Here is a 22,420-nt window from a genome sequence, read left to right on the forward strand (position 1 = left end):
GGCGGCACACCCCCCTCCCCCCGGTCGGCCCTGTCCCGCGCCCCTGCGTCCTTCCGCCCGTTACTCCGCGGGGCGGCGCATCGCGTCGCGGTCCGGCAGCGGCACGGTCTCGCGCTCCTCCGTGCCGAGGCCGGCGACCGGGACGCCGTGCAGGGCCTGGCGCAGCCGCACCGGGTCCAGCTCGCCCTCCCAGCGGCTGACCGCCACGCAGGCCACGCCGTTGCCGACGAGGTTGGTCAGGGCGCGGACCTCGCTCATGAACTTGTCGATGCCGACCAGCACGGCCAGGGCCTGGATGGGGATGTCGGGGATCACGGACAGCGTGGCGGCCAGGGTGATGAAGCCCGCGCCGGTCACGCCCGAAGCACCCTTGGAGGTCAGCATCGCCACCAGCAGGATGGTCAGCTCCTGCCCCCAGCTCAGATGGGTGTTGGTGGCATTGGCCAGGAACATCGTGGCCAGCGTCATGTAGATGTTGGTGCCGTCGAGGTTGAAGGAATAGCCGAGCGGCACGGTGATGCCGACCACCTTCGGCGAGCAGCCCAGCGCCTCCATCTTGCGCATGATCTGTGGCAGCACGCTCTCGCTGCTGGAGGTGCCGAGCACGATCAGCAGCTCCTCGCGGATGTAGTTGACGAAGCGCAGGATCGAGAAGCCGCAGAGCCAGCCGACGAAGCCCAGCACGATCAGCACGAAGAGCGCCGAGGTGATGTAGAAGGTCGCCACCAGCTCGCCCAGTTGCAGCAGCGAGCGGATGCCGTAGGCGCCGATGGTGAAGGCCATGGCGCCGAAGGCGCCGATCGGCGCCACCTTCACCACGATGGCGACGATGCCGAAGAAGACACGCGCCATGCCGTCGATGGCCCCGGCGGTCGGCACACGGTAGCGCTCCGGCAGGGCGTTGATGGCGAAGCCGGTCAGCACCGCCAGCAGCAGCACCTGCAACAGGTCGCCATTGGCGAAGGCCCCGATGAAGGTGTCGGGGATGATCGCCATCAGATGCGCCGCGACGCTGTCCTTGGCCGCCTGCTGGGCATAGGCCTGGATGGCGCTGGCATTGAGCTGCGTCGGGTCGATGTTGAAGCCGCTGCCCGTGCCGAAGACCTTGGCCACGAAGAGGCCGATCACCAGGGCGAAGGTCGAGATCACCTCGAAGTAGAACAGCGCCTTGATGCCGACGCGCCCGACCGAGCGCGCGTCGTTCACCGAGGCGATGCCGTGCACCACGGTACAGAAGACCACCGGGGCGATGACCAGCTTGATCAGCTTCACGAAGCCGTCGCCCAGCGGCTTCATCGCCGCGCCGGTCTGCGGCCAGAGGGCGCCGACCAGCACGCCAAGGACGATGGCGATAAGGACCTGGACGTAGAGAAGGGATAACCAGCGCCTGAGCATGGGCGGCACATCTCCGAGGGGGAACCGTCCCGGCCGGAACAGAGAACGGCCTCCGGAGAAGCGACCGGGCTATGACGCCGGATGATATATAGAGGACTCGGCGGCGGTTCCTGTCCGCCGGATTACCTTACGTCCATCCCTTGGCCTCAGACCGTCAGGCCCAGCAGTTCCGCGATGCGCGGCGTCGCCTTCACCCCGGTGCCGGTGAGCAGGACGACGGTGCGCTCCGTCGCCCGGATCGCGCCGCCGGACAGGAGTTTGCCGAAGCCGGCGGCGGCCTGGGCGCTGGTTGGCTCGGCATAGATCCCCTGGCCGGCCAGATCGAGCGTCGCCCGGGCGATCTCGTCTTCCTCCAGCATGACAGCGCCGCCATGCGTCTCCCGCAGGGCCTGGACGACCTCGGGCAGGCGGATCGGCGCGGCGATGGCGGTGCCCTCGGCGATGGTCGGGCGCGGCTCCGCCGCTGGCAGGCCGAGCGCGGCGCGGGCGATGGGGGCGCAGTGGGCTGGCTGCGTCGCGAAGAGGCGCGGCATCCGCGCGATCTGCCCGGCCCGCAGCAGTTCCACGAAGCCGATCCAGCAGCCGAGCACGTTGGAGCCGGCACCGCAGGGCATCACGATGTTGTCCGGCGCCTGGAAGCCCAGATCCTCCCACAACTCGTAGGCCAGGGTCTTGGTGCCGTGCAGGAAGAAGGGGTGCCAGTTGTGCGAGGCGTAGAAGGTGCCGGACTCGCGCTCCCGCCCCTGGCGCAGCGCCTCGTCGGCGCAGTCCTGCCGCGTGCCCGGCACGAGCTGGATCTCGGCCCCGGCGGCGCGGGACTGCACCGTCTTAGCCGGGGAGGTCGACTCAGGCACCAGGATGCGCGCCCGCATCCCGCCCGCCGCCGCATAGGTGGCGATGGCCGCCCCGCCATTGCCGGAGGAATCTTCCAGCACGGAGCCGATCCCCTGTTCCCGCAGCAGCGACAGCATCACCGAGGCGCCGCGGTCCTTGAAGGAGCTGGTCGGCATGAACCATTCGCACTTCACCAGTGCGGTGCCGGCACCAAGGCGGCGTTCCAGCAGCGGCGTGCAGCCCTCGCCCAGGGTGATCGGCGTGGCCGGCCGGAAGGGCAGCGCGGCGGCGTAGCGCCAGACCGAGCGCTCGCCGCGCGCGATGTCGTCGCGCCCGATGCCCGGCAAGTCGGTGAGGAAGAGTGGCTGTCCCTCCTCGCCGCACCAGCGGGGCAGTTCGAGCGGCCAGGTCCGGCCGGAACGGGGGTCGAGGTAGCGGAGGTCGAAGAGGGTGGGGCGGGTCATCGGGCGCGAAATCTCGCCCGGGCTCCCCGCGTCCGCAAGGGGCTCCACGGCAGGGTGCCGGCCCGCGGGACGGCGGACGGGCTTGCGTCGCCGGAGGCCGGGAGCGAGAGAGGGTCCGCACCCACCCGCAGGAGACGCGCATGACCGATGCCGATGCCGTGGCCGCCCTTGCCCGTGACCTGGTACGGATCGACAGCCGCTCCAACCTCTCCAACCTTCCCGTCGCCGAGCGGCTGGAGGCGGAGCTGGCGGGGTTCGAGATCGAGCGGCTGGACTATGCCGATGCCGCCGGCACGGCGAAGCGCGTGCTGGTCGCGCATCGCGGGCCGCTGGACGGGGGTGGCCTCGCCCTGTCGGGCCATATGGACACGGTGCCCGACACAGGCTGGACGGAGGATCCGTGGTCCGGCCGGGTGGACGAGGCGGGCATCCTGCACGGGCTCGGCTCGTCCGATATGAAGGGCCCCGTGGCCGCCATCGTGGTCGCCGCGCGCGGCCTGCCCGCCGATGTTCCCGTGACCCTGTTGCTGACCACCGACGAGGAAACCACCAAGCAGGGTGCCCGCCTCGTGGCGCAGCGTTCGGAACTGGCCCGGCGCGCGGCGCCGCGCGGCATCGTGGTGGCGGAGCCGACCAGCCTGATCCCCGTGCGCGGCCACCGCGCCAATGTCATGTTCACGGTGACCGCGACCGGCATCCAGGCGCATTCCTCCGGCGCCCAGGGGGTGAACGCGAACTGGGCGCTGATCCCCTTCCTGGCGGAGATGCGGGAGGTTTTCGCGCGGCTGCGGAGCGACCCGGCGCTGCAGGACCCGGCCTATGACCCATCCTTCTCCGACTTCAACCTGCTGATCGACAATCACGGCACGGCGGTGAACGTCACCGTTCCCCGCGCCACGGCGCGCATCAAGTTCCGCTATTCCCGCAGCATCGACCCGGCGCCGGTCGTGGCGGCGGTGCGGGCGGCGGCGGAGCGTGCCGGGCTGGCGCTGGAGATGCAGGCCGATCCGGGTGCGCCGGAACTGCCGGAGGACCACCCCCTGGTGGCGCTGGCGGTGCGCGAGACCGGCCAGGCGCCGCGCACCGCCGCCTATGGCACCGACGCGACGGAACTCCAGGCGCTGGCGCCCTGCGTCGTGCTGGGTCCGGGCACGATCGCCGTGGCCCATAGCCCGGGGGAGCATGTCCCGCTGGCGGAACTGGCCCGGGCGGTGCCGCTGTTCCGCCGCCTCGTCATGGCTGGGTGAGCGGCAGGTCCGGCTGCGGCCGGACCCGCAGGGCGGGCCGCGCCTCGCGGCGCTCCGATGCCTCGGCGCGGACCAGGTCCCGCCCTTCCCGCTTGGCCGCATAGAGCGCCCGGTCGGCCGCTTCCAGCAGGCTCCGGGGGCTCATCCCCTGCCCGGGCGCCATGGCGGCAACGCCCAGGCTCAGCGTCACCATGCCGCCACGCGTCGTGGGGTGCGGGACGCCCTGCGCCCGCATCGAGCGGCGGATCCGCTCCGCCACGCCCATCGCCGCCTCCAGCCCGGTGCCGGGCAGCAGGACAGCGAACTCCTCTCCTCCCATCCGCGCCGCGAGGTCGCTGCCGTCGCGCAGGTTGCGCCGCAGCACCCCCGCCACGATCCGCAGGCAGGCATCCCCCGCCGGATGGCCGTGGTGGTCGTTGAAGGCCTTGAAGTGGTCCGCGTCGATCATGAGGACCGCCAGCGGCCGCCCCTGGTGCCGCGCGCGCGCGAATTCATGGGCATAGGCCTGGTCGAAGCGGCGGCGGTTCGGCAGGCCGGTCAAGGGGTCGCTGCAAGCCTCCCGGCGGTAATGGGCCTCCGCGCGCTCGCGGATCATGGTCACCGCCCCGAAGCCGTGCAGGACGAAGAAGACCAGCGCGCTGACCAGGACCAGGCCGAGCGAGAGGTCCGGCAGGAAGTGGAACCGCCCCGGGTCGGGCGACACCAGTATCGCCGCGGCCCGGAAGGCCATGATGGCGACGCTGCCGATCATCGCCGCGAACATCCACCAGCGCGCCGAGATCCTCTCCGCCCGGCCGCGCCACAGCTCCCAGGCCGCGACGGCGAAGAGCGCGCCGTGCAGGAGCGCGGCCAGCAGCACGCGCCGGTCGTAGCGGCCGTAGAATTCCGGGATGCGGCAGGCCAGGAGCCAGACCAGTGGCGCCAGCAGGATCAGCAGGATGGGAGTCGCGCGCCCGTCGGCACGGCGGTGCCCCGCCCAGATCAGCGCGGAGCAGAGGATCGCCAGGGCATTCGACAGGTCCACCGTCACCAGCAGCGGCAGGGTGGAACGGTCGAACTGCAGGGCCATGGCCAGGGTTTCGCTGAGGAAGGCCCCGCCGAAGATCAGCGGCAGGTCATGTCCCGGGCTGGCCCGCCAGGACATGAGGCAGGCCAGGGCGCTGGTGCCGGTCACCAGGGTGACGGCCAGGACAAGGGTCGGAGCGTCCAGGAACATGTCGCGGCGGGTGACCCTTTTCGGCGGCGTCGGGGGTGGCGGAGCCGATGAGCCCGGTTGCCCGGCTTCGATCCACCCGCATGACGAGATTCCTATGGATCATCTACACGCAAAAGTCATCATTACGCGGCGAATTTAAGCCAGCTTCGTTACAATTCACGCCAGCTGCGCGGAAACGTCCGGCTTTCCACAGGGAGAGGCCAGCCGGACAGCGGGAAAAGAGGGGCGGACCGGCGAAAAGTTCCGCCGGCACCGCCCATCCGTTCAGACGCCCTTGCTCATCGCCTGGATCGGCGGCTGCACATCGGCGGGCAGCGGGCAGACATAGGGGGTGGCCGCCGTCCGCGCCGCGAGATCCGCCTTGGCCTTCTCGATCAGCGAGGGGTCCTGCAGGGCATCCACCGCCGTGCCCGCCATCACCTTGGCCACATGCAGCAGCCCCTTATGGGCGATGCCAGACTTGCCCTGGGCCGTGAGTTGCCAGGAATGCCCCGGCGTGCCGATGGCATAGGTCGCGCCCCGCGCCTGCACCGTCGGCACCACCCAGGAAACGTCGCCCACATCGGTGGAGCCGACGCCGCCCCGTCCCCTGGAATGCAGCGGCACGATGAAATCGGCCAGCGGCTTGGTCCGGTCCACCGGAACGCCGGCGCGGCGGAAGGCGGCGGCGATGTCGTCGTCGTTCAGCGTCTTGCGGATCTCCTCCGCGAAGGCGCGGTCCTCCTCGTCGAACTGGGGCGGGCCGAGGCGCTGGAAGTTGTCGTACATCGCCTGTTCCAGCGGCGTGTTGCCCATCAGGTTCGAGACGGCGCTGACCACCTTGGTGGCGACCGTCGTCTCGGTCATCAGGGCCGCGCCGTCGGCGATCTTGCGCACGCGGGCGACCAGGGCGTTCAGCTCGTTCAGGTCGGCGGCGCGGATCAGGTAGCGCACCTTGGCCGAGCCCTGCACCACGTTCGGCGCGATGCCGCCGGCGTCCAGATAGGCGTAGTGGACGCGGGCATGGCTCGGCATGTGCTCGCGCATGTAGTTCACGCCGACATTCATCAACTCCACCGCGTCGAGCGCCGAGCGGCCTAGCTCCGGCGCGGCGGCGGCGTGGGAGGAGCGACCGGTGAAGGTGAAGTCGATGCGCGTGTTGGCGAGGCTCACCGCGTCGTTCACGCCGGACAGCGGCGCCGGATGCCAGGAGATGGCGATGTCCACATCCTTGAAGGCGCCGTCGCGCACCATGAAGCCCTTGGCGGCGCCGCCTTCCTCGGCCGGGCAGCCATAGTAGCGCACGCGGCCCTTGATCCCGTTCTCCGCCAGCCAGTCCTTCACCGCCGCCGCCGCCAAAAGGGCGGCGGAGCCGAGCAGGTTGTGGCCGCAGCCATGGCCCTTGCCCTCCTGCCCCTCGACCGGGCGCGGCTCGGCCACCCCGGCCTCCTGGCTCAGCCCGGGCAGGGCGTCATACTCGCCGAGGATGGCGATCACCGGGCCCTCCTCGCCCGCCTCTCCCATCACCGCCGTCGGGATGCCCGCGACGTCCTTCGTGATGCGGAAGCCTTCCTTCTCCAGTTGGGCGATGTGCTCCGCGACCGAGCGGTGTTCGCCATAAGCCAGTTCCGGCATGCCCCAGACCCGGTCGGACAGGCCGATATAGTCGTCGCGCTTCTTCTCGACATGGCGCCAGATTTCTTCGCTGTTCTGCATCGGAAACGTTCCTGTCTGATTCGTGCCTGGTGATCGACCCGGTTGTCGATGCGCACGGAATGGCCGCCCGGCCATGACGGGGCGCGACTATGCGCCGATCATGCAGGGGGTCAAACCCGGGCGCGGACGCTTCCGGCGCCGCGCCCGCACCAGCCGGCTGGCCAGCCGGGCGGGATCAGCCGAAGAAGCCCACCAGCCAGTAGGCCAGCGCCGCGATGACGGCCGCGGCGGGCATCGTGACGACCCAGGCCACCACGATGTTGCTGGCCACCCCCCAGCGCACCGCCGAGGTTCGCCGCGCCGAGCCGACGCCGACGATGGCGCCGGTGATGGTGTGGGTGGTGGAGACGGGCACGCCGAGCCCCGTGGCCATGAAGAGCGTGATGGCGCCGCCGGTCTCGGCGCAGAAGCCCTGCACCGGCGTCAGCCGGGTGATGCGGGAGCCCATGGTGTGGATGATGCGCCAGCCGCCGGTCAGCGTGCCCAGCGCGATGGCGGCATGGCAGGACAGCACGACCCAGAGCGGCACGTAGAACTCGCCGCCCAGCATCCCCTGGGAATAGAGCAGGACGGCGATGATCCCCATGGTCTTCTGCGCGTCGTTGCCGCCATGGCCGAGCGCGTAGGCGGAGGCCGAGAAGAACTGCATGATCCGGAAGGAGCGGTCCACCGCGAAGGGGGTGGAGCGGGCGAAGATCCAGGACACGGCGAAGACCAGCAGCAGCGCCAGCACCATGCCCAGCAGCGGCGAGAGCACGATGGCCGCGACCGTCTTGCCCAGGCCGGACCAGACGATCGCGCCGATCCCCGCCTTCACCGTGCCGGCCCCCAGGATGCCGCCGACCAGCGCGTGGGAGGAGGAGGACGGGATGCCGCGCCACCAGGTGATGATGTTCCAGGCGATGGCGCCGACCAGCGCGCCGAAGATCACCCGCGCATCCACGATCTCCGCATCCACGATGCCGGTGCCGATGGTCTCGGCCACGTGCAGGCCGAAGAACAGGAAGGCGATGAAGTTGAAGAAGGCGGCCCAGGCCACGGCATAATGCGGCCGCAGCACGCGCGTCGCCACGATGGTGGCGATGGCGTTGGCCGCGTCGTGCAGCCCGTTCAGGAAGTCGAAGAACAGCGCGACGGCGATCAGGCCGACGAGCAGCGGGAGGGCGAGGGTCTCGACCGGCATGGACGGGTCTCCCGGCTCAGACGTGCTCGATGACGATGCTCTCGACCTGGTTCGCGGCATCGTCGAAGAGATCGACCACCCGTTCGAGCTGGTCGAAGACCTCGCGCACCGCGATGAAGCGCATCGCCCCGTCCGGCGCCTTCTCCTCCGAGATGCGGCGGAACAGCTCGGTCACGCCATCGTCGTGGATGTCGTCCGCCTCTCCCTCCGCCACCCGGATGGATTCGCAGAGCGCGTTGATGCGGGCGGCGTTGTTGGTGATGTCCGACAGCAGCGGCACGGTGTCGCGCAGCAGCTCCGCGCAACGCAGGATGGTGTCGCCCAGGCGGCCCATCTCCGGCCCGAATTCCGTCATGCCGAAGAAGCGGATCGTCTTGGCCGCCTTCTTCATCTGGTCCAGCGTATCGTCCATGGCGCTGATCAGGGCCTGGATGTCGCCGCGGTCGAAGGGGGTGACGAAGGTCCGCCGCACGGCCTGGACGACCTCCCGCGTCACGGCATCGGCATGGTCCTCGGCGGCCAGGACGGCCGGGAAATGCGTGGCCGTCGCCTCGCCGCCCCGGAGCATGGCCCGCAGTTCCACGGCGCCCACCACGATCGCGGCGGAATGCTGCTGGAACAGGTCGAAGAATCGCTCCTCGCGCGGAAGCATGCGGCGGAACCAGCCGAGCATCGAACAAACCTTTGCAAGACCGCCGCTCGCGGCCAGGAATGCGGGGCGAAGGCGAGAATGCCCGGCCACGGGGGGCGTCTTCTAACCGTCACACGGCGTCCTGGCCACACCGGGGCCGCATCACACGGCTTTCCCGGCGGCCGGGATGGACGCGCCGGGCCGGGGGCTTCATTGTAATCTTCCTCATCCGTGCCCAATTTCGAGATTCGATCAGGGACCGAGAAAGTTTTGTCCCGGGAACGGGCATGAAGGACGCCACCGCGTGAGATGTCGCAAAAGCTGAAGAAGAAGACGCGGGGGCGCCAGTACGCGGCCCTGCCCATTGCCGAACAGGCTGGCGAGACGATGGTGATGCTCGTCACCAGCCGCGAGACGCATCGCTGGATCATCCCCAAGGGCTGGGCGGAGAAAGGCATGGCGCCGCACCAGCTCGCCGCCAAGGAAGCCTATGAGGAAGCCGGGCTGGTCGGCGAGGTCCAGCCCGAGGCGGTGGGCTCCTATTGCTACAGCAAGCGCCTGCGGAGCGGCCGGGATCTGCCTTGTCAGGTGCAGGTCTTCCCCATGCGGGTGGAGAAGCAGCTGGAGGACTGGCCGGAGCGGCGGGAACGGGAGACACGCTGGTTCACCCTGTCCGGCGCCGCGGAGCTGGTGGGCGATGCCGGGCTGAGCGCCCTGTTGCTGGACCTGGCACGGCCCCGGGGCAGCACGGGGGGCAGCACGGCCTGACGCGCGCGGGGAAAGCCCCCCGCCGGAGCGGTTTCCGTTCGCCCCGGCTTGTTGTTTCCCAGGTGTCTTCGCCCGGTCGGGCGGAAAGCGCCTGACCGGGATCCGCTCTAAAGGGCCCCAAGCCCCGCCAGCCCTGCCAGGGCGCCGCCGAACAGCAGCCAGAGCGGATGCACCTTCCAGCGCAGCGGGATCACGGTGCAGGCCAGGGCGATCAGCGCCAGCCCCACCCCGCGCACCGAGGCCTCCGTGATCACGATGCCGCTGGCCACCACCAGTCCGGAGGTCATCGGCAGCAGCCCTTCCTGCACCCAGCGGCGCCAGGGCCGGTCGCGGCTGCGGTCCCAGAGGCGGACGGCGAGGATGGTCAGGGCCGAGGAGGGGATGAACTTCGCGGCGCTCGCCACCGCCAGCCCGGGCCAGCCGGCCACGGTCCAGCCGACCAGCGGCACCACCATGAGGTTCGGCCCCGGCGCGGCCTGCGCCAGCGCGAAGAGGGCGCTGAACTCCTCGGCCGACATCCAGTGGTGCACCTCGACCACGCGCCGCTGCATTTCCGGCAGGATGCTGTTGCCGCCGCCGAAGGCCAGCAGCGAAAGCTCCCCGAAGATCAGGGCGATGGAGACCAGCACCGGCATCACGCGGCGCTCCGGCGGGAGGCCAGGATGGCCAGTGGCGTCAGCACGATCATAGTCGGCAGCAGGGGAAGGCGGAAGACGGCGATGGCCAGGACGCAGACCAGCGCCACCAGGGCCGGCCAGGGGCGGCGCAGCAGCGGCCGGGCGATGCGGATGCCCATGGACAGCAGCAGCCCCGCCGCCGCCGCCGCCAGGCCGGCGAAGAAGTGCCGCACATAGGGATCGTCGTGGTAGCGGTCATAGATCACGCCCAGCGCGATCACCACCAGCGTGGGCACCGCGAGGAGGCCCGAGATCGCCACGAGGGCGCCGCTCAAGCCGCCGAAGCGGTAGCCCACCGCCACCGACAGGTTCACGACATTGCCGCCAGGGAGGAACTGGCAGAGGCCGAGCAGCTCGGTGAATTCCGCCTCGCTCATCCAGCGGCGCTTCTGCACGATCATGTGCCGCGCCAGCGGCAGCGCGCCGCCGAAGGCCGTCATGCCCAGGCCGAGGAAGCCCAGGAAGAGTTCCGGCCGGCCGGGAGCGTGCCGCTCCACCGCCGCTCCGCCGCCCCCCGGCCCGTCTTGTGCCGATCCGCCTTCTGCCAAGCCTGCCTCCATCCGCATCGCCGCCTCCATCGTGCCGGCCCTTCCGCGCTCTCTCCGGTGCCCTGTTGTCCGGACACCATTCCCGGGCGCCTGCCGGAGGCGACGGGCTACGCTTCATGCTTCATCCTGTCTAATAGATGGGACAGTCCCGGGACATATCTTCAGGATATGGCACTTTGATAGAGACGCGCCTGCTCCGCTACTTCGTCGCCGTCGCCGAGCTCGGCCATCTCACGCGCGCGGCGGAGCGCCTCGGCATCCGGCAGCCGCCGCTGAGCCAGCAGATCCGGCTGCTGGAGCGTCAGCTCGGCGTGACGCTCTTCCAGCGGCAGCCGCGCGGCATGGCGCTCACCGAGAGCGGCACGGCCTTCCTGGCCGAGGCGCGTGGCATCCTGCAACGGATGGACGAGGCGGTGGCGCATGTGCGGGGCATCGCCGCCGGCGAAAGGGGGCGGATCGCCATCGGCTTTACCGGCTCGGCGGCCTTCCATCCCTTCGTGCCCTCCGCGCTGCGGCGCTTCCGTCAGTCCTCCCCGGGCGTGACCCTGGTGCTGGAGGAGAGCAGCTCGTCGGAGCTGATCCAGGCGCTGGAGGCGGAGCGGCTCGATGCCGCCTTCATCCGCGCCCCGAACCTGTCGCTGCCGGGCCTGGTCGCGGAGGCGGTGCTGGAGGAAAGGATGCTGGCCGCCCTGCCCGCCACCCATCCGCTGGCCCCTCATGGGCATGGCGGCCGGCGGCCCCTGCCCCTCGGCGCTCTTCGGCACGAGACCTTCATCCTGTATCGCCGCCACAGCGGGGCGGGCCTCTATGACGGCATCCTCTCCGCCTGCCGGGCCGCCGGCTTCAGCCCCTCCATCGGCCAGGAGGCCCCGCGCATGCTCTCGACGCTGAGCCTCGTCGCGGCGGGACTCGGGATCTCCGTCGTGCCCGTCTCCCTGCGCCGGCTGAACCTGGAAGGCGTGGCCTATCGTGCGCTGGAGCCGATGCCGGAGCTTGTGGCGCCGATCCACCTGGCCTATCGCGCCGGCCCCTTGCCCGAGGCCGTGCAGCGCTTCCTGGCGGAGATCCGCTCCCCTTCCCCGGGCAGCGGCAAGGCGGCTTCGTGACGGGATCGACCTTGTAGGGGGCTCCCGCCGCGCGGCGGCCAGGGTCCTCCGGCCATGTTACAAAGTCCGTGACGGGACCCGGGATACGGGCCGTCCACCCGCCGGCTGCAACCTTACCGTTGCCCTCCCGCTACATTCGCGACGATTCGGAGGTTCCTCCGCAAACACGTCTGGAAGGCTGCCCCAATGCACGACATAGTGATGTCCTCACCAAAGCGGGGTTCGGCATGGCGCTCGATAAATCGCCTCGCCCAGTCATGATGCGGCATAGTCGGCGACTATCTGACAAGCTCCTCCTGGCCTTTCATCAGGCCTGCGATCAGAGCGATGTCGAGATTGCCTGGGAGCTGCTCCGGATTACGGAGAAGGCCCTGTTGAAATCCGGCCAGTATTCGGGCCCGGAGCGACGGAAGGGCGTGGAAAGTCTCGTGGCGGCCCATGAGCGTCTTTTCGAGATACGCCTGGGCCTCGACCGGGACAATCCCCGGGCGCTGGTCCTGGCCGAGGCCGATCCGGACTGACCGTGGCGCCCGCCGGTGGGCTGCGTCCCGCCCCTGCCTTGGGGCGCGGGCGGAGCTTTGCCTCGCGCGCCTCGAAGGACGCTGGGCGCACCGATCCGGACAGAACGAAAGACGTGGCGGGCCGGGGAACAGCCTGATCCCGCCCCGCCCCGGAAGACTGGCTTGAGCCCGGGGCGCCGGTACGGGATCGAGATCCGGAGCGCGCTTCCGGCCGATGCCGCCGACCTGGCCATCCTTCTGCAAGGGGATGGGCCGCCGATTCCACCCTCGCAGATGTCGGAAAGGCTGGAGCGCCTGTTGCGCGACTCGGCCAGTGCCGTTCTGGTCGCCGCCGATTACGGCCCCCTCGCCGGGGTAATCGCCCTGCACTGGCATTCCACGCTGTGGGAAAGCCGGCCCGTCGCCCGGTTATCAGCCCTGCAGGTCGCGGAAGCGGGCCGCCGGCGCGGCATCGGACGCCTGCTGCTCAAGGCCGGGGCCCAGGCCGCGCGGCAGGCGGGTTGCGACCGGCTGGAGGCCACGCCGCCGCCCCATGCCGGGGATGGTTTGGCCTTCCTTCGCGACAACGGCTTTGCCGAGGAGGGCCCGGTCCTGTCGCGCGGCCTGCGCAAACGGCAGGATCAGGGCGGATCACCCTAGGGCGGCATCGTCCGGAAGCCCGGGCCGATTCCAGTCAGGCGTAATCCGGCGGCCGGCCCGGTTGGACCCCGTTCCGGGAAGGGCACTCAAGGCGCCCTCCCCGGCAGAGCCAGGGCCAGGTCGCGTTAGCGGCGCTGGCTGCGGCCGCGCGCCGTCGTGGCGGCCTTGGCGGCGGGGGCTTCCGGCTCGGCGCTGGCAGCCGGCGTTTCGCCGACCGCCGGCAGGCCGCGCGTCTGATCATAGGCCGCCTGCGCGCACTTCTCGATGGCGTAGAGCGTCTGCCACTTCTCCTTGCAGGCGGGCCGGTACGCCTCCAGCGGGTCCACCACCTCCGGTGCCTTCGGCGTGGTGGAGCATCCGGCCAGGGCGACCAGCAGAACCAGGGCGATCTTCTTCATTAGGTGTCTCGTGGTGAAACTCTGAAGGGTCTCATAGGCTGCTCGAAGGTCACACGGCAACCGCCTCAATTCACTTGCAAGAGGCTGCGTGCGGAATTCCCGGCGCCTGTCTCATGGCCGCCACGGCAGGGTGCCATCCGGCAACCGTCGCGCGAAGAGGCTGGCCAGGGCCATCAACCCCGCCACCAGGATCAGGGCCACCAGCGATACCGCCGCCGCCTGCGGCCCATCGCCCCCATCCTGGAGGTTGAAGACCAGCACGCCCAGGGTCTGGGTGCCCGGCCCGTGCAGCAGGGTGGAGATCGTCACCTCGTTCACCGCCTGGAGCGCCACGAGGATTCCCCCCGCGGCCAACCCCGGCGTCAGGGGCGGCAGGTGGACGGAGCGCAGGCGGGACCAGAGCCCCGCCCCCATGCCGCGTGCCGCGAAATCCAGCAGCGGATCGAGCCGCGCGGCGGCCGCGGCGGCGGGCCGCAGCGCCATGGCCTGGAAGCGCGCCAGATAGGCGAAGAGGATCAGGGCCAGCGTGCCGTAGGCCCAGCCGCCAAAGGGGGTGGACAGGACCAGCAGCAACGCCGCGACACCGGTGCAGGCCCCTGGCAGGGCATAGGAGAGGTCGGTCCCGATCGCCCCGATGCGGACCGCGCGGCCACGCAGCGAGATCGCGACCGGCAGCGCCGCCAGGGCCAGGATCAGCGCCGCCAGGGCGGACAGGAGCAACGAATTGCCCAGTGCCGCCAGGGTCTGGGACCCCGGCGCGAAGGCCGCCGCCCAGTGGCGCAGCGTGGCCGTGCCGGCCGAGATCGGCACGCCGAAGGCCGGCACCAGCGAGGCCGCCAGCAGCGACAGCAGCGGCACCAGCAGGACCAGCACGAGGCCGAGCCAGAGCAGGGCCACGCCCAGGCGGGCGCCCTGCCCCGCCCGCAAAGGCTCGAAAGGCTTGCCGGATGGCAGCGAGGCGGCCCGGATCGCCATCCGCTGGGCCAGCAGCCCGGGCGCGGCCAGGGCGGCGAGCAGCAGCGACAGCGCCGCCGACTGTCCCAGCGCGCCGGTGCCGGCGCCGGACAGCCGTTGCCAGATCAGGATCGGCAGGGTGATCCAGCGGGCCGGGATGCCCAGCAGGGCGGCCACGCCGAAATTGCCCAGCGCCGCGATCCAGGCGAGCCCCGCCCCGGCCAGCAGGCCGGGCAAGAGCAGCGGCCAGACGACACGGCGCAGCGCCTCGGCCGGGCTGGCGCCGAGCCCGCGCGCGGCGGCGAGATTCTCGCCCGGCACGCGCCGCAGCACCGCCGCCATGGCCAGCAGCACCAGCGGCGCCCCCTGCAGGCCCAACAGCGCGATCATGCCGCCGGGGCCGTAGAGCGGGTTCGGGGTGCCCAGCGGCGGGGCGAGGCCCAGGGCGAGGAGCAGCGGCGAGGAGGGGCCCGCCGCCTGCGAGAAGGCCAGGGCCAGGACCTGCGGCGGCACCAGGGCCGGCAGGATGCAGAGGAAGAGCAGGACCCGCCGCCCGGGCGGCGCGCGCAGCAGGAGCAGCGAGACCAGGGCCATGCCGAGCAGGCAGGCCAGCAGGCAGGCCCCGGCGGCCACCAGCAGGGTGCGCCAGGTGGCGCGCCAGACGGCCGCATCGGCGGGCAGCAGGGCCAGGGCGGGGCCGGAGGCCTCGCTCAGGAGCCGTAGCAGCGGCGCCGCGCCGACCAGGACCAGCCAGGCCAGCGCCAGGAGCGCCAGCCCGCGGGAGGGCAGCAGGGATGGGTTCAAGCGTCTATTCGATCAGGTCGTTGAAGCGGCGCAGGTCCGCCTCGTTCTCCTTCGCCGCGCGGGCCGCGTCCAGGGGCAGGACCTTGATCGAATGCGGGTCGGGGAAGCCCTCCGGCGGCGCGACGCCCGGATCGACCGGCAGGAAGCCCTGCTTCGCCGCCAGTTCCTGGCCTTCCCGCGACAGCAGGAAGGAGACGAAGGCCACGGCGGCCGGCACGTTCTTCGTGGTGGAGAGGATCGCCGCGGGTTCGGTGACGGCGCTCACCCCGTCCTCCGGGAAGACGAAGCGGACGGGGGCGCCGCGCGCGGATTCGCGCAGGGCGAGGTAGTCCACGGCGATGCCATAGGCGCGCTCGCCGCTCGCCACCGCCTGGAGCACCTGCCCGTTGCCGCCCCGCGGCTGCAGCCCCTGCTTCGCCAGCTTGCCGAGATAGTCCCAGCCCAGGCCCGGCGCCTGCACCATGGCGGCGATGTGCAGCGCCGCCGCGCCCGAGACGCTGGGCGAGGGCATGGCGATCATGTTGCGCGCCTCCGGCCGCAGCAGGTCGGCCCAGCTCTTCGGCGCGAAGGGAGCGCGGGTGTTGTAGACGATGCCGGTGGTGATCAGCTTGGTCGCGAAGTAGCGGTGCTTCGGGTCCAGCCGGTCGGCGGGGATGCCGCCCGTCCGCACCTCGGGGCTTTCCCGCAGCCGCCCCTCGGCGGCCAGGGATTCGAAGGTCAGGGCATCGGCCAGGAGCAGCACGTCCGCGCGCGGGCTGCCGGCCGCGATCTCGGCACGCAGCCGGGGCAGGATCTGGTTGGTGCCGCCGCGCAGCCATTCCACCGTGACGCCGGGATAGCGCTGGCGGAAGGCCTCCACCGTGGCCGCCGCATCCGGTTCCAACTGGCTGGTATAGAGGGTCAGGCTGCCCGAGACCGGCTGGGCCGCAGCCTGGGTCGCACCCTGATTCTGGGCGTGGGCGCCGCCGCCCACCGTGGCGAAGCCGGTGGCCAGGAGGCCGGCGGTGGCCAGGCGGGTGCTCATGAGCAGGAATTGGCGGCGCATGATCGTCTCGCGAAGAAGGGACCGGGGCGGTTGATGGATTGCCCGCCTGCCGCTGAAAAGCCCCCTCGCATGAAGACTTCGTGACACCGCACCGCAACACGATGCCACGGCATGGAAAACCCCGCCGCGGCGGGGCCGGGCGGGGTTTCCATGCCGTGGTCCCGGGGCCGCGCGGGCGGCCCGGGAGGAAAGGCTCAGCCGCGCTCGGCGAGCGGCGTGAAGTCGCGCTTGACAGAGCCCGTATAGACCTGGCGCGGGCGGCCGATGCGCTGCGTCGGGTCCTCGATCATCTCCTTCCACTGGCTCACCCAGCCGACGGTGCGCGCCACCGCAAACAGCACGGTGAACATGCTGGTCGGGATGCCCATCGCCTTGAGGATGATGCCCGAGTAGAAATCGACGTTCGGGTAGAGCTTGCGCTGGATGAAGTAGTCGTCGTGCAGGGCGATGCGCTCCAGCTCCACGGCGAGGTCGAGCAGCGGCTCGTCCTTGATGCCGAGCTCGGTCAGCACCTCGTGGCAGGTGGCCTGCATGATCTTCGCGCGCGGATCGAAGTTCTTGTAGACGCGGTGCCCGAAGCCCATCAGCTTCACGCCGGAGTTCTTGTCCTTCACCTTCTCGATGAAGGCGGGGATGTTTTCGACGCTGCCGATCTCCCCCAGCATCTTCAGCACCGCCTCGTTGGCGCCGCCATGCGCGGGGCCCCAGAGCGCCGCGATGCCGGCGGCGATGCAGGCGAAGGGGTTGGCGCCCGTCGAGCCCGCCAGGCGCACCGTGGAGGTGGAGGCGTTCTGCTCGTGGTCGGCGTGCAGGACCAGGATACGGTCCATGGCGCGCGACAGCACCGGATTGACCTTGTACTCCTCCGCCGGCACGGCGTTGAGCATGTAGAGGAAGTTCTCCGCGTAGCTCAGGTCGTTGCGCGGATACACGAAGGGCTGGCCGATCGAGTACTTGTAGGCCCAGGCGGCGATGGTCGGCAGCTTGGCGATCAGGCGGAAGGCGCTGATCTCGCGCTGCTTCTCGTCGTTGATGTCCAGGCTGTCATGGTAGAAGGCGGAGAGCGCGCCCACCACGCCGCAGATGATCGCCATCGGGTGCGCGTCGCGGCGGAAGCCGTCGTAGAAGCGGCGGAGCTGCTCGTGCAGCATGGTGTGCATGGTCACGCCATGCCGGAATTCCTTGAGCTGCTTCTCGTCCGGCAGCTCGCCGTTCAGGAGGAGGTAGCAGACCTCCACGAAGTCCGACTTCTCGGCCAGCTGCTCGATCGGATAGCCGCGATAGAGCAGGACGCCCTCGTCGCCATCGATATAGGTGATCTTGCTTTCGCAGGCCGCGGTCATGCCGAAGCCGGGGTCGAAGGTGAAGACCCCGAGATCGGCATAGATCTTGCGGATATCCGCGACGGAGGGGCCGATGGAGCCAGAAACCAGAGGAGCGGAACTACTCTTGTTCGTCCCGTCCAGCGTGATCGTGACCGACCCGTGACCGCTGTTGCTCATGCTTGGCTCCTCATTGCCTCCCGTACCGTCAGGGTCCGGGATCATGTTATGCTGCGGCGCAAATATGCGCCGAGAATCTGTCTTGTCCACCGCCCCCCGGTCGCCGCCGGGGCTGCACCGGCCGGTGGTGGTGCTTACCGGCGCTCCCTCCATTCCTCGGGCGGTACGATGCCGTCGGCCCAGAGACCACGCCCCGCCTGGCGAGCCCCGGCCTCGGCCTCGGAGAAATTCTCCGAACTCGCGAGAGCCCAGCCCGATGACACGAGCATAGCGTTCAAAACCTTGCCGTTTGCCTCACAGATAGCCAGCGGACGGCGAAACACATCCTGCCCGTGCAACTCGCAGACCAGGGCGTGGTTCGCCACCAGATGGGCCAGCCGGTCCGCCGCAGCCACGCCGCAATCGAAACCCTGGCCCGCCGTATCGGCACAGGTTTCCCCGCGCGAGGGCGCCTGGAGACCTTCCAGCCGCACCACCTGCCCTTGCAGGCGCAGGGTTTCCCCATCCACCACATGGATATCCGTGGGATCGGCCTGGAGCGGCCCTTCCGGCAACAGCGAGGCGGCCGGGGGCGGGGCCTGAGGGGCGAGGCCGGGCACGGCGGCCAGGATCGGCCGGACCTGTCCGGCGAGGCCCGCCCCATCCCGGGCGTACAGGAGGACGCCGCCGATGGCGAGCAGGAGCAGGGCACCCAGGCCGAGCGCCAGCGGGGCGCGGCGGCGCTGCGGCCTGCGATGGGAATGGAAGATCTTTCTCGGGCGTGCCACGGCGCGGAGCCCTATCAAAGCCACAGGCGGCCGGGAAGCGGGAAAACGCCCCGTCCCGGCCGGAACGAGGAAGGGCTCAGAACAGCCCGTCGAAGATGCCGCGTTCCTTGCGCTGGATGATCGGCGTCTCGCCATCCCCCGGCGGGCGGCCCAGGGCAAAGTTCTCGCGCAGGCGCTGGCTTTCCTTCTGCGGGTCCACCACCACGCCCGGCTGCGGCGCGTCGCGCCAGAACATCAGCCGGTCCACCACGGTCTGGCTGGGCTGGTTCAGCCGCAGGCTTTCCTCGTCCACCCTCCGGCGGATGGCGGGATCGACCGTCCCCCCGGCCCGGGCGACCAGCGCGCTTTCGCCCGAGGACTGGCGGCTCGCCTGGGTGGATTCCAGGACGGCGCCGGGCACCAGGGCGCTTTCCCCCTGCTCGCGGGCCGAGAGCTCCTGCGGCCGCGCCGCGCCGGGGCGGGGTACGGGCAGGTTGTTCATGTCCGGCGGCAGCGAGAGCGGCGCGCGGGTCACCACCTGGAACTCGTCCGGGGCGTCCCGGGTGAAGCCCAGGGTACGGGCCGTGTCACCGCCGCATCCGGCGAGCAGGCCGAGGGAAAGGGCGGCCGGCAGGGCCAGGGCCACGGTCCGGCGTTGGGGCATCCTCATACGGGCTCCTTAGCCACGCCGTCGCGTCCGGTCGAGGGGGGACGGAAGAGCGCGTCCGCCACCAGGGCGATCACGCCCAGCACGATGGCCGCGTCGGCAATGTTGAAGACATACCAGTGCCACCCCCCGAAGGAGGCATCGACGAAGTCGAAGACCGCGCCGAAACGCAGGCGGTCGATGACATTGCCGATGGCGCCGCCGATCACCGCGCCCAGGGCGACGGCGACCGGCCGGGTCTCCGCCCGGGCCATCCAGCGCAGCAGGATCAGCGTGATCACCAGGGCGAGGCCGGCAAGCAACCAGCCATGCCAGGGCGCGTCCCCAGCCATGAGGCCGAAGGTGACGCCCCGGTTCCAGACCATGGAAAGGTCCAGGCTGAAGGGCCCCGCCGAGAAGAGCGGGACATGGCCCCGCTCGGGAAGGCGCAGCACCTCCCCCATCCACCACTTGCTCGCCTGGTCGGCCACCAGGACCAGCACGGCGGCCACGAGGCCGAGCGGGATCATCCGGGCCGGAGTCGCGGGGCTGGGCATCAGGCGACCGCGGCCTCGCAGCGCAGGCAGAGATCCGCATGGCGCCGGCCCGGGGTGCCGACTTCCGGCAGCACCCGCCAGCAGCGGGCGCATTTCGCGCCCTCGGCCGGGCGGAATTCCGCGGCGGGCGTCTCCGCCCCGGGCGCCAGCCCGAAGCCGGAGGTGATGCAGGTCTCCGCCCAGAGTTCCGGCGAGAGGAGCCCGGCATCGGCCCCGGGCAGGGCCAGGACCGGCGCGGCCTGGAGGCTGGAGCCGATGGTGCCGGCGGCGCGGGCCTTCTCCAGCTCCGCCGTCACCACGCCGCGCAGCTCGCGCACCCGTGCCCATTTGGCGGCCAGCGCCTCGTCCCGCCATTCCGCCGGGACCTCGGGGAAGAGCTGGAGATGGACGGAGTCGCTCTCCGAGGGGAAGCGGGCCAGCCAAGCCTCCTCCGCGGTGAAGGGCAGCACCGGGGCCAGCCAGGTGGCGAGGCAGCGGTGCAGCACGTCCAGCACGGTGCGGGCGGCCCGGCGGCGCGGGCTGTCCGCCGCGTCGCAGTAGAGGCTGTCCTTGCGGATGTCGAAGTAGAAGGCCGAGAGGTCAGCGGCGCAGAAGGCATGGATCTCCGGCACCACGCCGGACCAGTCATAGCTTTCGACCGCCCCGCGGATGCGGGCGTCGAGCTGCGTCAGCCGGTGCAGCACCCAGCGCTCCAGCTCTGGCAGCTCGGCATGGGGCACGCGCTCGGCCTCGGAGAAGCCGTCGAGATTGCCCAGCAGCCAGCGCAGCGTGTTGCGCAGGCGCCGGTAGAGCTCCGCCGTCTGCTCCAGGATGCGCGGGCCGATGCGCTGGTCCTCGGTGGTGTCGGCATTCATCACCCACAGGCGCAGGATGTCGGCGCCGTATTTCTTGGTGACTTCCTGCGGGGCGGTGACGTTGCCCAGGGACTTGGACATCTTCCGCCCGGACTCGTCGAGCGTGAAGCCATGGGTCAGCAGCGCCTTGTAGGGCGCCACGCCCCGGGTGCCGATGCTTTCCAGCAGCGAGGAATGGAACCAGCCGCGATGCTGGTCCGACCCCTCCAGATACAGGTCCGCCGGGAAAGGCAGGCCGCGCTCCGGCGTCAGGGTGAAGGCATGGGTCGAGCCGGACTCGAACCACACATCCACGATGTCCATCACCTGCTCGTAGTCGTCCGGGTTGCGGTCGTTGCCCAGGAAGCGCTGCGCGGCGCCGGGCTTGTACCAGGCATCCGCCCCTTCCTCGCGGAAGGCGCAGGTCACGCGCTCCAGCACCGCCGGGTCGCGCAGCGGCTCGCCGGTCCGCTTCTCCACGAAGACGGGGATGGGCACGCCCCAGGCGCGCTGGCGGCTGATGCACCAGTCCGGCCGGGCCGCGACCATGGAGGTGATGCGGTTGCGCCCGACCTCCGGCACGAAATGGGTGACGGCCAGCGCGTCCAGCGCCTTGGCGCGGATCTGGTTGCCGTCATCCATGGCGATGAACCATTGCGGCGTGGCGCGGAAGATCACCGGCTTCTTGGAGCGCCAGGAATGCGGGTAGGAATGCCGCAGCGAGCCCTTCGCGGCCAGCGTGCCCATGCTCTCCATGGCGGCCCAGACGGGCTCGTGCGCCTTGAAGACATGGATGCCGGTGAAGCCCGGCGACTGCACCGAATAGGTGCCGTCGTCGTTCACCGTTTCCGGCACCGGCAGGCCGAACTGGCGGCCGAGGCTGAAGTCGTCCTCGCCATGGCCCGGGGCGATATGGACGAAGCCCGTGCCCGCATCGGCGGTGACGAAATCGCCTGGCAGCAGCGGCACGTCGAAGTCGTAGCCGCCCTTGTCCCCCTGGGCCGCGGGCGCCCAGCCCCGCAGCGGATGCGCGAGGACGGTGCCCGCCAGCTCCGCGCCCTTGAAGACGCGGCGGATGGAATGGGCGCCGAGGCCGGCCTCCTTCGCGAAGCTCTCCAGCAGCGGCAGGGCGATCAGCAGGTTCTCGCCGGGCTGCAGCAGCGAGCCCTCGGCCACGCCTTCCACATGCAGCAGGGCGTAGTCGATCTCCTCCCCATAGGCGACGGCGCGGTTGCCCGGCATGGTCCAGGGGGTGGTGGTCCAGATCACCACGCTGGCGCCCACCGCGGCCTCGGCCGGGGAGCGCAGCACGCGGAAGCGGGCATGCAGCGTCGGGCTGGTGTGGTCGTGGTACTCGACCTCGGCATCGGCCAGGGCGGTCTTCTCGACCGGGCTCCACATCACCGGGCGCAGGCCGCGATAGAGCGAGCCGTTCAGCAGGAACTTGCCGATCTCCCCCGCGATTACCGCCTCGGAGGAGAAGTTCATCGTGGCGTAGGGGTGCTCCCAGTCGCCGAGCACGCCCAGGCGCTGGAACTCCTCCCGCTGCACGTTCAGCCAGTGGCCGGCATAGGCGCGGCACTCGGCCCGGAAGTCGAGGATGGGCACCGCATCCTTGTCGAGGCCCTTCTTGCGGTACTCCTCCTCGACCTTCCACTCGATCGGCAGGCCGTGGCAATCCCAGCCGGGGACGTAGTTCGCGTCCTTGCCCGACATCTGGGCGGCGCGATTGATCACGTCCTTGAGGATCTTGTTCAGGGCGTGGCCGATATGCAGCGGGCCGTTCGCATAGGGCGGGCCGTCATGCAGAACGAATTTCGGCATCCCAGCGGACTGGGCGCGCAGGCGGTCGCGCAGCCCGGTCTCCTGCCAGCGATCGAGCCGGCCGGGCTCGCGCTTCGGCAGGTCGCCCTTCATCGGGAAGGAGGTGCGCGGCAGGAAGACCGTGTCGCGCCAATCCCGGGCGGGGGCGGTGTCGGGGGTGGGGGCGTCGTTCATCGGGGCAGTTCCG

General features: G+C 70.7%; 21 protein-coding genes. 5 read left to right on the forward strand and 16 right to left on the reverse strand.

The window, feature by feature from the left end; genetic code table 11:
- Window positions 1–60: 60 nt before the first annotated feature.
- Together dctA and RGI145_RS11930 are read right to left on the reverse strand one after the other, a co-directional pair.
- On the reverse strand, window positions 61–1,395 hold the full coding sequence (gene dctA / locus RGI145_RS11925; protein WP_083670640.1) for a C4-dicarboxylate transporter DctA: 1,335 nt from the start codon (window positions 1,393–1,395) through the stop codon (window positions 61–63).
- 146 nt (window positions 1,396–1,541) lie between these two features.
- A complete protein-coding gene (locus RGI145_RS11930) occupies window positions 1,542–2,693 on the reverse strand; it encodes a threonine synthase (RefSeq protein ID WP_075798515.1) in 1,152 nt (383 codons plus the stop codon).
- A gap of 140 nt (window positions 2,694–2,833) precedes the next feature.
- Here RGI145_RS11930 and RGI145_RS11935 point away from each other — a divergent pair, with 140 nt between their 5' ends.
- Window positions 2,834–3,940, forward strand: a complete 1,107-nt coding sequence (locus RGI145_RS11935) for a M20/M25/M40 family metallo-hydrolase (protein WP_075798516.1) — start codon at window positions 2,834–2,836, stop codon at window positions 3,938–3,940.
- On the opposite strand, the gene RGI145_RS11940 is transcribed toward RGI145_RS11935, so the two are convergent.
- The 4 genes from RGI145_RS11940 to RGI145_RS11955 form a co-directional block, all read right to left on the reverse strand.
- A complete protein-coding gene (locus RGI145_RS11940; RefSeq protein WP_075798517.1) occupies window positions 3,927–5,156 on the reverse strand; it encodes a GGDEF domain-containing protein in 1,230 nt (409 codons plus the stop codon). The genes RGI145_RS11935 and RGI145_RS11940 overlap by 14 nt on opposite strands.
- Window positions 5,157–5,420: 264 nt before the next feature.
- Window positions 5,421–6,851: a M20 family metallopeptidase gene (locus tag RGI145_RS11945; RefSeq protein ID WP_075798518.1), complete on the reverse strand. Its 1,431-nt coding sequence runs from the start codon at window positions 6,849–6,851 to the stop codon at window positions 5,421–5,423.
- A 175-nt stretch (window positions 6,852–7,026) separates the two neighbouring features.
- Window positions 7,027–8,034 (reverse strand): inorganic phosphate transporter, encoded by a 1,008-nt coding sequence (locus RGI145_RS11950; protein ID WP_075798519.1) that lies wholly within the window; start codon window positions 8,032–8,034, stop codon window positions 7,027–7,029.
- A gap of 16 nt (window positions 8,035–8,050) precedes the next feature.
- On the reverse strand, window positions 8,051–8,707 hold the full coding sequence (locus tag RGI145_RS11955) for a DUF47 domain-containing protein (protein ID WP_075798520.1): 657 nt from the start codon (window positions 8,705–8,707) through the stop codon (window positions 8,051–8,053).
- A gap of 267 nt (window positions 8,708–8,974) precedes the next feature.
- On the opposite strand from RGI145_RS11955, the gene RGI145_RS11960 reads away from it, so the two are divergent.
- Entirely contained in the window at window positions 8,975–9,433 is a 459-nt protein-coding gene (locus RGI145_RS11960; RefSeq protein ID WP_075798521.1) for an NUDIX hydrolase, read from the forward strand.
- Window positions 9,434–9,540: 107 nt separating this feature from the next.
- Here RGI145_RS11960 and RGI145_RS11965 read toward each other — a convergent pair whose 3' ends face one another.
- Window positions 9,541–10,068, reverse strand: coding sequence for a chromate transporter (locus RGI145_RS11965; RefSeq protein WP_037224887.1), 528 nt, complete (start codon window positions 10,066–10,068; stop codon window positions 9,541–9,543).
- Window positions 10,068–10,658, reverse strand: a complete 591-nt coding sequence (locus RGI145_RS11970) for a chromate transporter (protein ID WP_208863869.1) — start codon at window positions 10,656–10,658, stop codon at window positions 10,068–10,070. The genes RGI145_RS11965 and RGI145_RS11970 overlap by 1 nt, the downstream gene beginning before the upstream one ends.
- 176 nt (window positions 10,659–10,834) lie before the next feature.
- Between RGI145_RS11970 and RGI145_RS11975 the strand changes: the two genes are divergently transcribed.
- From RGI145_RS11975 to RGI145_RS11985, 3 genes are all read left to right on the forward strand, one after another.
- On the forward strand, window positions 10,835–11,764 hold the full coding sequence (locus RGI145_RS11975; protein ID WP_083670642.1) for a LysR family transcriptional regulator: 930 nt from the start codon (window positions 10,835–10,837) through the stop codon (window positions 11,762–11,764).
- Between the two features lie 119 nt (window positions 11,765–11,883).
- Window positions 11,884–12,285, forward strand: coding sequence for a hypothetical protein (locus RGI145_RS11980; RefSeq protein ID WP_237183055.1), 402 nt, complete (start codon window positions 11,884–11,886; stop codon window positions 12,283–12,285).
- Window positions 12,286–12,447: 162 nt separating this feature from the next.
- Window positions 12,448–12,924: a GNAT family N-acetyltransferase gene (locus tag RGI145_RS11985; RefSeq protein ID WP_075798524.1), complete on the forward strand. Its 477-nt coding sequence runs from the start codon at window positions 12,448–12,450 to the stop codon at window positions 12,922–12,924.
- A 125-nt stretch (window positions 12,925–13,049) separates the two neighbouring features.
- On the opposite strand, the gene RGI145_RS11990 is transcribed toward RGI145_RS11985, so the two are convergent.
- The 8 genes from RGI145_RS11990 to ileS all read right to left on the reverse strand — a co-directional run bounded on the left by RGI145_RS11990 (window position 13,050) and on the right by ileS (window position 22,407).
- Complete coding sequence (locus RGI145_RS11990; protein WP_075798525.1) at window positions 13,050–13,322, reverse strand: hypothetical protein; 273 nt, start codon at window positions 13,320–13,322, stop codon at window positions 13,050–13,052.
- Between the two features lie 111 nt (window positions 13,323–13,433).
- The gene (locus RGI145_RS11995) at window positions 13,434–15,080 is read right to left on the reverse strand and encodes an ABC transporter permease (protein WP_075798526.1); all 1,647 of its coding nucleotides are present in this window, start codon (window positions 15,078–15,080) and stop codon (window positions 13,434–13,436) included.
- 4 nt (window positions 15,081–15,084) lie between these two features.
- The gene (locus tag RGI145_RS12000; RefSeq protein WP_075798527.1) at window positions 15,085–16,125 is read right to left on the reverse strand and encodes an ABC transporter substrate-binding protein; all 1,041 of its coding nucleotides are present in this window, start codon (window positions 16,123–16,125) and stop codon (window positions 15,085–15,087) included.
- A 194-nt stretch (window positions 16,126–16,319) separates the two neighbouring features.
- Window positions 16,320–17,627 (reverse strand): citrate synthase, encoded by a 1,308-nt coding sequence (gene gltA, locus RGI145_RS12005; protein ID WP_075798528.1) that lies wholly within the window; start codon window positions 17,625–17,627, stop codon window positions 16,320–16,322.
- A 134-nt stretch (window positions 17,628–17,761) separates the two neighbouring features.
- Window positions 17,762–18,394: a thermonuclease family protein gene (locus RGI145_RS12010; protein WP_075798529.1), complete on the reverse strand. Its 633-nt coding sequence runs from the start codon at window positions 18,392–18,394 to the stop codon at window positions 17,762–17,764.
- Between the two features lie 76 nt (window positions 18,395–18,470).
- The gene (locus RGI145_RS12015) at window positions 18,471–19,037 is read right to left on the reverse strand and encodes a DUF3035 domain-containing protein (RefSeq protein ID WP_083670648.1); all 567 of its coding nucleotides are present in this window, start codon (window positions 19,035–19,037) and stop codon (window positions 18,471–18,473) included.
- Between the two features lie 2 nt (window positions 19,038–19,039).
- Complete coding sequence (gene lspA, locus RGI145_RS12020) at window positions 19,040–19,576, reverse strand: signal peptidase II (protein WP_237183056.1); 537 nt, start codon at window positions 19,574–19,576, stop codon at window positions 19,040–19,042.
- The gene (gene ileS / locus RGI145_RS12025) at window positions 19,576–22,407 is read right to left on the reverse strand and encodes an isoleucine--tRNA ligase (protein WP_075798531.1); all 2,832 of its coding nucleotides are present in this window, start codon (window positions 22,405–22,407) and stop codon (window positions 19,576–19,578) included. Before ileS ends, lspA begins: the two co-directional genes overlap by 1 nt.
- Between the last annotated feature and the right edge of the window lie 13 nt (window positions 22,408–22,420).

The sequence above is a fragment of the Roseomonas gilardii genome (genome assembly GCF_001941945.1).
Taxonomy (GTDB): domain Bacteria; phylum Pseudomonadota; class Alphaproteobacteria; order Acetobacterales; family Acetobacteraceae; genus Roseomonas.